Annotated in this window: 11 protein-coding genes; all 11 read right to left on the minus strand. The window is 34.5% G+C overall.

What is annotated here, in order from left to right:
* Positions 1–135: 135 nt before the first annotated feature.
* A complete protein-coding gene (locus tag NH286_RS09900) occupies positions 136–1119 on the minus strand; it encodes a tagatose 1,6-diphosphate aldolase (RefSeq protein WP_265238618.1) in 984 nt (327 codons plus the stop codon).
* Positions 1120–1121: 2 nt separating this feature from the next.
* Entirely contained in the window at positions 1122–2048 is a 927-nt protein-coding gene (locus NH286_RS09905) for a 1-phosphofructokinase family hexose kinase (protein ID WP_265238620.1), read from the minus strand.
* A gap of 18 nt (positions 2049–2066) precedes the next feature.
* The gene (locus NH286_RS09910) at positions 2067–2816 is read right to left on the minus strand and encodes a DeoR/GlpR family DNA-binding transcription regulator (protein ID WP_265238622.1); all 750 of its coding nucleotides are present in this window, start codon (positions 2814–2816) and stop codon (positions 2067–2069) included.
* Between the two features lie 132 nt (positions 2817–2948).
* On the minus strand, positions 2949–4355 hold the full coding sequence (locus NH286_RS09915; RefSeq protein ID WP_265238624.1) for a PTS galactitol transporter subunit IIC: 1407 nt from the start codon (positions 4353–4355) through the stop codon (positions 2949–2951).
* Between the two features lie 14 nt (positions 4356–4369).
* The gene (locus tag NH286_RS09920; protein ID WP_265238626.1) at positions 4370–4675 is read right to left on the minus strand and encodes a PTS sugar transporter subunit IIB; all 306 of its coding nucleotides are present in this window, start codon (positions 4673–4675) and stop codon (positions 4370–4372) included.
* 9 nt (positions 4676–4684) lie between these two features.
* Positions 4685–5152, minus strand: coding sequence for a PTS sugar transporter subunit IIA (locus NH286_RS09925; RefSeq protein ID WP_265238629.1), 468 nt, complete (start codon positions 5150–5152; stop codon positions 4685–4687).
* A 5-nt stretch (positions 5153–5157) separates the two neighbouring features.
* Positions 5158–5688 carry a galactose-6-phosphate isomerase subunit LacB gene (gene lacB, locus NH286_RS09930; RefSeq protein ID WP_265238631.1) on the minus strand — a complete coding sequence of 177 codons (531 nt, stop codon included), beginning with the start codon at positions 5686–5688 and terminating at the stop codon, positions 5158–5160.
* Positions 5689–5699: 11 nt separating this feature from the next.
* Positions 5700–6152 carry an RpiB/LacA/LacB family sugar-phosphate isomerase gene (locus tag NH286_RS09935; protein WP_265238633.1) on the minus strand — a complete coding sequence of 151 codons (453 nt, stop codon included), beginning with the start codon at positions 6150–6152 and terminating at the stop codon, positions 5700–5702.
* Between the two features lie 430 nt (positions 6153–6582).
* Complete coding sequence (locus NH286_RS09940) at positions 6583–7497, minus strand: N-acetylglucosamine kinase (protein WP_265238636.1); 915 nt, start codon at positions 7495–7497, stop codon at positions 6583–6585.
* Between the two features lie 29 nt (positions 7498–7526).
* Positions 7527–9689, minus strand: coding sequence for an alpha-galactosidase (locus NH286_RS09945; RefSeq protein ID WP_265238638.1), 2163 nt, complete (start codon positions 9687–9689; stop codon positions 7527–7529).
* A 657-nt stretch (positions 9690–10346) separates the two neighbouring features.
* A partial coding sequence (locus tag NH286_RS09950; protein WP_265238640.1) for a UTRA domain-containing protein occupies positions 10347–10573 on the minus strand: 227 nt, incomplete at its 5' end.

Consider the following 10573-nt stretch of genomic DNA (forward strand, 5'->3'; position numbering starts at 1 on the left):
ACTAGTGTAAGATTAGTTAATGATGATGTATTACTATTTTGTTTCATAAATACATTGTATCAGAAAAAGACGAGGATGTTTAATTTCCTCGTCTTTTTCTATGTTAGGACTTTTGCAACAGCCCCTTCTAATATTTTATTCTTCTATTTTTTCAAATACGCTGTGAGCTGTTTCTTTTAGTACTTGATTTAGAGTTTGGATGTTTTCTTTTCCTTTTGTTTCTAACCATTCTTTAGCTTCTTTTTCCTCTTTACCAAAAATTGCTACTGAGTCTTTCCATGTAGCTCTACCACATAGGACTCCGTTGAAGTTTGATCCTGCTTCTTTGGCTAGTCTTAGGGTCTCTTGGAAAAGTTCTGCTGTGATTCCGCCTGATAGGAAGATGAATGGTAGGTTTGTTGATTCAGCTTGGTCTTTGAAGTGTTTGATGGCTTCTTCTCTGCTGTATACGGCTTCTTCCTTGCCTAGACCTTCTACAAAGTTCATGTTTGTTGGAGTTTCTACCTTTAATACGTCTACCTTGTATCTTGGGTCTGAGAATTCTTTCATGGCGCTATTTACCTTGTGTGGTCTTACCTTTGCATACTCTGCACCTTTTTCTGAATCCATATTTCTATCATAGGTGATTATTTCTAAGAAGTGTGGTAAACCTAGACCTTCACATTCGTAACCAACTCTTTCTACCCAAGCTTTTTTGATGTCGTTTGTCTTTTCGTCATCATCACAATCGTAGTATAGTAGAGTTTTTATTGCATTTGCTCCCATTTCTTTAGCTCTTAATACACTCATGAAGTCTATTAATCTTGGAAGTCTGCCCTCATCGTATTCATCATAGCCTGTTTGCTCGTAGGATAGGATGAGTCCTGCATTTGCATCCTTGGCCTTTATTCCCTTTTCACCATAGATTGGGTCTAGAAGGATTGATGATGCAAAAGGTGTAAGCTCTTTTGATACTAATTCCTTATATGTGCCTATTCCTTCGACGTTGTTTAGACTAGGGTTTGCTGCTTCCATCATTTTTTCCATTGATCCTCTTTGGTCAATGGCTAGGGCTGCGATGGCTCCATCTTCATTTAATAATTTTTTTAGATTTGCTAATTTTTCTTGTGAAATTTTCATTCTTATATTTCCTCCACTTTGATTTGCTCGTAGTATTTGTCAAACTTTTCTATTTCTATGTGGGCTATTTCTTCTGTTAAGACATTTAAAAGGCCGCAGGTCATCGATGTTTTGATGACTTCTTCTGGGCTTTTATCTTTGTCTATGGCATAAATTGCCCCTGCAAGTGATGAGTCCCCGCTTCCTACTGGATTTATAGCAGTAACTTCCGGAACACTTGCCTTAAATATCTTATCTCCTGCCTTTACGACTGCCCCTTCCTTTCCTAAGGATACTATGACATAGTCAATATCTGCAAGAGGAGCTTTTTTAAGAGCTTCTTTGATATTATCCTTGGTAATTTCCTCACCAAGTAAATCTGCCACTTCTGTTTCATTTGGCTTTATTAGGTCTGGCTTGATTTTTGAATTTACCACATCTTTTAGGGTTTGTCCTGATGTGTCAACTGCCACAAAAACACCCTTGTTTTTGGCATAGGCAATTATCTCTTCATAAAAGCTTGAATCAAGGCCTTTAGGAAGGGATCCTGACATGGAAATTACCTTGCAGCCTGCACTTATTTCATCAAGCTTTTTGATAAATTCTTCCCTTTCAGCTGGGCTTATAGTTGGCCCTGCTTCAAGGATTTCTGTTTGTTTGCCTTCGTGTAGGATGGCTAGGCAATTTCTTGTTGGCTCTTTGATTTTTACAAATCTAGCCTCATGACCTCTTTCCTTTAGGCCTTCTTCAATAAATTCTCCAAGCTTACCGCCTACAAAGCCTGAATGAACAACTTCATCTCCTAATTCACCTAGGACATAGCCTACGTGAATACCCTTACCACCAGCATGTTTTATTACCCTATCAGTCCTTGTCACACCATCTATATTAAGTGTTTCTAACTGGTAGGACATGTCGACAGAAGGGTTTGCTGTGATTGTTAAAATCATCTATTCTCCTTTATGGAATTACTTTATTATCTCTGTATATTTCTCAATTTCTAGGACCTGGTCTGGCCTTATTTCATGATCTGTGATGAATTTCGCATCTTCCAGATTATAAAAATGATACAAGTCCTCATAACCAAGCTTGGAGGAATCTGCCACAAGGAAGCTCTCTAAGGAATTATCAAGAATCATCTTTTGCAAAATTCCTTCTTCTGGGCTATAAGTATAGGCCTTGCCCTTATTTATCCCATTTACGCCTATAAAGGCTTGGTTAAACCTCATCTTTGTGACAAGCTCAAGGCTAAGAGCGCCCACAAAAGCACCCGTAACCTTTCTAAATTCTCCTCCAATTAGCTTAATATTAATATTATCAAGAAAGACTAATTTATTAAAAAGATAGAGGGAGTTGGTAAAAATATTTAGCTTCTTATCGCCCAAAAATTTGCTAACATATTCTATAGTTGAGCCTGCACCAAGGAAAATATTCTGATCTTCCATCAAAAGTCCGCTAATTTTCTTAGCGATCTCTATTTTAAGGTCTTCATTCGTAAGAAGTTTCTCCTCATTAGAAAACTCCCTAGGACGAGCCTTATCAATCTTGCTAGCTCCCCCATGAATCCTCACAAGTAGCTTCTTATCCTCAAGCTCCTTCAAATCACGCCTAATAGTCATATCAGTAACATCCAAAAGGTCAGTCATCTGAGAAACCTGGATAATGTCATTTTCTTTTAACTTATCTAGAATTATCTTTTGTCTTTCTTCTTTTAACATCGTTAATTCCTTACTGCATATCTAATATAATAAGGGCTAGTTAATCTTTTAATAACATTATATATTATTTTTGTAAAAAATCTCTTATTATATCTAAAAGTAAGCCAGTGATATTAATCACTGGTCACTTTTTTACTTATTTTCTAATTTATAAGCTTCGTTTCTCTTTATCATTTCTTTTCTATACCATAGGAATAATCCAAGATAAACTGCTATTACACCAAGGCAAATCAATATTTGCATTCCACCTTGAGAATTTGCTAGACCTACAAAGTAAGCAACAAACTTTTCTATTGGTCCTTCAAGTGTAGAGTGTGAAATCAAAGCTGATGATGCAAGATTTTCTGGGAAGGCATTAACAGCTTTTGCAGCACTTGTTGCATATGGTGCTATAAGTGTACCTGACCATAGGAAAATTGGTAACATGAAGGCACCTATAAGGATCATTCTGATTAGTTTACCCCTTGTTACTACAAGAAGTGATGGAGTAAGACCCATTGCAATGATACCACCTAAAGGAAGTAATTTATTGCCAGGAAGTATGATTGCAAGTAGAAGCATTATTGGTGCTAAAACGTTAGCTGCAGCCCACATTTCTGCACGACCTGCTATAAATGGCCAGTCAAGACCAATGTTAAGTTGTCTGCCGCCAAGTTTTTTGTTGGCAAAATCAGCAATACCTTGTGATAGTGGCTCTACTGATTCTATAAACCATTGTCCTATTACTGAGAATAACTCAAGACATGTAGCTGCTGTAAATGCTAATTGGAATATATCCATTAATTTCATACCAGCTAAAAATCCTACAAATAATCCAAGATATATACCTATTGCAAATTTAGATCCCCAAAAACCAATCTTTGAGTTTAGTTTAGCTGCGTCAAAATCATATTTATCTAAAAATGGTAAAACTTTATCAATAATCTTATCAAACACCATAACTATAGGATTCATCATATAGTTCATATGTGTTGTAGTCATCGGATTTTCTTCAGGTGCATCTAGCAAATCATTAAAGGTAGGCTTCATTAAGTCTGAGTTTAATATCTTTAGAACACCTATAAATATTACTAATATAGTAGTAACTACTAGGTTTGCACCCATATACATTGCAAATAATCCAGTGATAGCTAAGTGCCAGATATCAAAGATATCAACATCTAAAGTGTTTGTTTTGTTTAAAAATAACATCACTATATTTACAATTATCATAACCAATAAAAAGTATAATGTATAAGGTGATCCCCATGTGATTGTTGCAAGTGGTGCCCAACCAACATCTGTGATTGATAGTTCTATACCCGTTCTTTCTACAAAAGCTTGCAAAGCATCAGCAAAACCGCCTGTCAAAATACCCATTATTGCCCCTATAGCAGTGATAGATACCGCTAGTCTGATACCACCTTCAAGGGCCTTTGTGAATTTAACACCTACTGCTACTGAGATGATTGTAAGTACAAGCATCATAAGTACAGCCGGAGTTATAATATCCATAAATTTACCTAATGTAACATTAGCAAATTCTATTATTCCATTCATGTTTTACCTCTTAATTAATTTAAATTATTTTCTTTTATTATAGATTCAACCTTATCATAAACAGGTTTAGCCATTGCTGGCATTCTGTATAAGATAGCTCCTGCATCAACTACTGGAATAGTTACATCAAAACCTAAATCAGTTTTTGATATTTGTGCAAAAATATCATATTTGCTTAGCATATCTTCTGTAATATCCTTAATCATTACCGCATCACATTTTACTTGATAGCCTCTAGTTTTCATTTCATTTTCTAATGCGTTCTTGATTTGGTGACTTGAGTTAACTCCTGCTCCACAAGCTGCTAAAATTTTAATCATAATATCTCCTTAAAACCTTTCTTCTATAAAATTATAAATTTCTTCAGTATCATCCATCTCAAATAATTTGTTTATGTCTTCCGTCTTTGTCACAAAATCCATAATATTAGCTAACATATCTGTCTGCTCATTTCCGTCTTCATTTAATATAATAAAGGCAAAACTCACATCCATTTCTATACTAGGATCAATCATATTATTGAACTTGATTTTGTTATTAAGCTTAATAGGTACTATCCCTGTGTATCTACATGTGTCTGGATCTGTATGAGGAATAGCTATATTAGCTAATTTTTCATCTACAACCGACATATCTAAGCCAGTTGGATATGATGCCTCTCTTTCCTTTATTTTCTCTAAGAAATTTTCTTTTACCAAATCCTTAGCATAAAGGTTTTTGTAAACTTCTTCAAAAAGACTATCACTATCCAAGGCATCAGATATATAAACATTATCTTTTCTGATTAAATCTGTCATAAAGCTTAGTCGTGATACTCCCCTCTATCCCATTTTTCTATGAATTCTGTAAAGAAGCCATCGTTTGCTACTTGTTTTTCCTTATCTTCTTTGTAATTTTCTTCGATAGCCATGATTTTTTCGATTATTTTTTCTCTTTCTGGACTTGCTTCATATTCTGTATTTAAGAATCCATCTACTATTTCTAAAGCTAGGTCCTTGCCGACTATCATTCCGCCAAAGCCTATTACGTTGGCATTTAGCTCTCTTTTTGCGGCTCTTGCTGTTTCTACATCTCTTACTAGGGCACATCTGGTGCCGAATGCCTTGTTTACTGCTGTTGTGATGCCTACTCCTGTTCCACAAAGGACGACTCCTAGGTCACACTGTCCACTTCCTACTAGTTCTCCGACTTTTTTGCCGTAGATTGGGTAGTGGGTTCTTGTGTTGTCGTAGCAGCCTACATCATAAACTTCATGGCCTAGGCTTTTAAGATGATCTGATACTTGCATCTTTAGGCTTGTTACTATGTGATCGCATCCTAATGCTATTTTCATTTTAGACCTCCTTAAAGCATTTTGTTTAACATGTCTATTCTTATTTGGTGACGGCCTCCGTCATAGCCGTGTGATAAGAATGATCTTAAACATGATTTTGCTAGTTCTTCGCCTACTATGGCTGATCCCATGACTAGGATTCTTGCTCCGTTGTGTCTTTTTGTCATTAGGGCTGATCTTTCTTCACTTACTTCTGCTGCTATCATTCCCTTATGCTTTGAACAAGCCATGTAGGATCCTGCACCGTACTTGTCGATTACTACTCCTACTGATTGGTCATCTGATCCTGATGTAAGCATCCCATCTACTTCTAGGAGTTTCTTACATACTGCCTCTGAGCTATCTACTAGGTCGAATCCTTCTTGAGTTAGGTCTTCATAGTCATAGCCAAGTCTCTTTACTTCTTCGACTAAAGCATCCTTTAGCCCTTTTCCATCCATGTCGGATGCTAGAAATACCTTCATACTACCTCCTTTTTATATTTCCGCATGATAATCCAAAATGATTTCCATGTCAGTTCCAAATTTAATGAGTTTGAAGTTTTTTGTTTGATAGTGTTTTCTTTTTTTTGTTTTTGTTCGATTTCAGTATACAGGAAATTGATTTCTTTGTCAAGCTTTTTCTTAAAAATTTTTATTATTTTTTTATAATTGCCTATCTATATTCATTTTATAAAAATTTTATGGGCCTCTAATACATGATTTTAACTAGACTTTTCAAAATATAAGCTTTATAAAAATATTTAACTTCTAACCCTCTGTCTTCTAATTTGTAGATTATTTTTTTATTTTTCGTTTATGTTTGTTTTACTATAAAATAATTTAATAGTGATATATTTTTCATAAAAAAAGACTTTTCGTATAAAATTAAATTATACAAAAAGTCTTTAATGTTTTATTTGTTTTCTTCACAATACTTTTTAGCTAATATTAAAGCTCCCATAGTTGGGTCTGCGTATGGCGCTACTAATTTGATATTTTCATCTAGGTATTTTTCTATAGCATCTGTTAAGGCCTTTCCAAGGTTAAAAACTCCACCAGAATAAGACGCTAATATTTCTCCATCAAAACTTAGCTTTTTACCTAAAGTATTGATTGTAAGAGCTGCTTCATAGGCGATTTTATCTAATAGTTCTAGGGCGCACTCATCCTCATTTTCTATTAGTTTTGAAAATATCTTGCCAATTCCTGCTAGCTCATCTCTTGTCATGCCATCTGTTAGAGGAATAATTTCAAAATCATCATCTATATTTAGCTCTTTTTTAATTTCATCATAGAGTAGGGTTTTTGGTATTCTACCGTCACTTTGCTTGGTAAAATAATTGACTAATCTCTTACCAATATAGTAACCACTTGATTCATCTCCTATTAGTGGCCCCCAACCGCCACATCTCATGCTTTCTCCCTTGTCATCTAGACCAAAACCTATTGATCCTGTACCTAAGATTAGGTTGATGCCTGGCTTGGCATTTAGGGATCCTGCCCATGCATTTAGACAGTCGTTACCTACCTTAAAATTATCAGATCCTAGAAGTTCTCTTAAGCTTTCGTCTATGAAGGCCTCATCATCAGGATATTGACCATAGCCTGGTACAGATACAAAGGTATAGGCTATGTCTTCTTTGCTTATATTTGCTTCATTAGTCAAGCTAGCTATAGCATTTTCGATTCTTTTTTTGAACTCTTCTCTTGATACTTGGCTTAGGTGGATGGTTTTTTCCTTGTGGTAGAATTCTTCTCCTTCTTTTGATAGGATAAAGGCTGTTTTTGTTCCTCCCCCATCTACTCCTAAAAATATCTCTCTAGTCATAACTCCTCCTTTTGTTGATTTTTATATTTCTATAATTTTTTAAGCTTAAATTGATAAGCCTCATATTCTGACTTAGCAACTGGCAAGGCAAGGCCCACTTCCATTAGGGCAACTGCCGAATATATCATTTTACTTTCTTCATCAATATAGAAAGCCTCCTTATCAAGACCCTTAAGCTTAACAAAACCCACTGGCATATTAGCCTCAATATAGGTCCTTACAAGATTAACCAGCACATCACACCTGTCTTCTGAAACAAACATCCAAGCAGCACTTTCATCTTCAAAAGGATTTGATAACCTGTAATAATCTCCAAAGCGAATTAACTTTTCGTATTTTTTGTAAGTCTTTACTTGGTCTTTTACAATTTGTTTTTCAGAATCATCTAGCTTTGATAGGTCCATTTCATATCCGAAAGTTCCTGCCATTGCAACAATACCTCTAGTTTTAAGGCTGGTAGTTCTTCCTGTTTGGTGGTTTGGAACAGCAGAAACATGAGATCCTGTAAAGGCTATTGGATAAAAGAAAGATGACCCATACTGAATTTTTGTTCTGTTTATGGCATCGGTATTATCGCTAGTCCAGATTTGAGGAGAATAATACATTATTCCAGCATCAAACCTTCCTCCGCCACCGCTACATCCTTCTATGAGTATGTTTGGATACCTCTCAATCAATCTTTCATAAAATTCATACAAACCTAATACATAATCATAGGTCAAAGTCCCACTATAAACATCATCCAAAGACCTATTCATATCCCATTTGATATATTCTATATTAGCCTGATCTATCACCTTGCATATTTTCTCAAAAATATAATCTCTAATTTCCTTCCTCGAAAAGTCTAAAACAAGTTGATTTCTAGAGCGTATAGGGTCTCTTCCATTAATTTTGATAGCCCAATCAGGGTATTTTTCATAAAGCTCACTTAGCTCATTAATCATTTCAGGTTCAATCCAAATGCCAAACTTAACCCCTAGGTCATTTACCCTATTTACAAGCTCATTTAGAGTGCAGCCCAATTTTTCTTCATTGACATACCAATCACCAAGCGAGCTATTGTCATCATTTCTATCGCCAAACCAGCCGTCATCCATAACAACCATATCTATTCCAAGGTCGGCTGCTTCTTTGGCAAGATTTACAAGAGTATCTGCGTTAAAATCAAAATACGCTGCTTCCCAAGAATTTACTAACACCGGTCTAGTTTCTTTAACAAACTTAGACTTACACAAGTTATTTAGCAATAATTTATGATAATTATTGGATAATTTTGATAATCCTTCGGATGAAAATGACATAATAACTTCTGGAGCCACAAATTCTTCGCCTGGGTCCAAAGGATAATCAAACAATTCGTCATTAAGGCCCATCAGAAGCCTTGTTTGATTGATCTGATCTTTTTCAACTTGGCACAAGAAATTGCCACTATAAACAAAGAGCATACCGTAACAGTTGCCAAAATCTTCTTTTGCATCCTTATCAGCCAAGATCACCCCAGGATTGTACTGGTGGCTAGAAGCACCTCTTCTGCTAGAAAATGAATAAGTACCATGGTCAAGACTTACCCTCTCAAAATTTCTTTCCATAGCATGCTTGCCATAAAAATTAATCACATCAAAATCCCCCGATAGGAAATCCAAGCAGGCAGTCATGACTTTCTTGATTTTTACAGGATTATTGCCTCTATTTCTTATGATAACACTTCTTGTTATAGCATCTTTATCATGAATAATCCCATATAGAAGACTAACTTCTATATCGCTTACTGGATCTTTTAGTATTATTTCAAGGCTTTCTGCCTCATCATCTGTCGCCCATATATGAGGAAGCTTTGATAATTCATATTTACCCTTACTAATCTTATAATCATAAAACAGCAGCCTACAAGACTGGGAGGAATCACTATTTTCAATATTCAAGGCATAATTTCTAAAGTCCCCAGTTCCTAAAGTAGGAAACTCCTGTGGCAAAGCATCCAAAGAATAAGACCTATCGGTGTTAACCTCATTAGGATTTCCCAAAAATGGAATATAAACCTTTCCAATAGAATAATCCATATCTCCATGATTCAAAGGCCCATAATATAGGTGAAACAAATGCCCAAACTCATCAACCATCATCTGGTAGCTAGTGTTTTTTGTATGAAGACTAAATATCCTCTTCTCTTCATTATAAGAAATACTCATAAACCCCTCCTTATTTTAATTTAGCCAAACAGAACTTTAGACAAACTATGATATTTCAATTATATATTAATATGGGTTTTGTTTAGTTTGTTTATGTTTATAATTGTTTGATAATAATGTATTTTAAGAAAACGATTTTGTCAAGTTGGTGTTTGAATCTATAAGTCATGTATATAAAGCTAAAATTCATATATTTGACTATAAAAATATTGATAAATTGTATTTCACATTAGGAAATTCTCTGGGTATTTAAAATAATAGTTGCCGCTCAAAGTTTTCTGTATCATCAAAATTCATATGAATTCTTTAATCTAAACAAATATATAAGGTTAGGCTAATTATATTTTAGTATCACAATATGAAAATGAATAAGAAAATTAAGCTAGATTTTTAATAAAAATTTGAATTATAGCCTATATTTGATTTCAGAAATAAAGGAAATATTAGATATAATGAAGATGAAAGTTTTCATCAAGATTAGGCCCATTATTAATACAGGAGGGATAAGAGAATTTTTTATAAGATAAATTCTATTCATATCTTATAAAAAAATCCTCTTATAGGTTTATTATCTTTATTAATAAAACGTACAATTTAATATTAAAATAATAATATACGATATATATTATTTAATTTAAATATATATGATGATGTATTTTAGTTGTGGGTATATGAAGTTTCATAATAGAAGAGGTCCGCCCTTGCGTAAGATAGGGTATATTCTATAAGATCATCTTCTAAATCGTAGGACAGCCTTCTTATTTTAAGGCAAGGGCTCTTATCCTCTAGGTTCATCGTTTTTGCCACTTGACTTGTCATAGACGATACCGAAAATCTTTCCTTTATATTATAAATCTTTGACTTATAATCTTCTTCGAAAATAT

This window comes from Anaerococcus sp. NML200574, from assembly GCF_026131665.1.
Classification (GTDB): Bacteria; Bacillota; Clostridia; order Tissierellales; family Peptoniphilaceae; genus Anaerococcus; species Anaerococcus kampingae.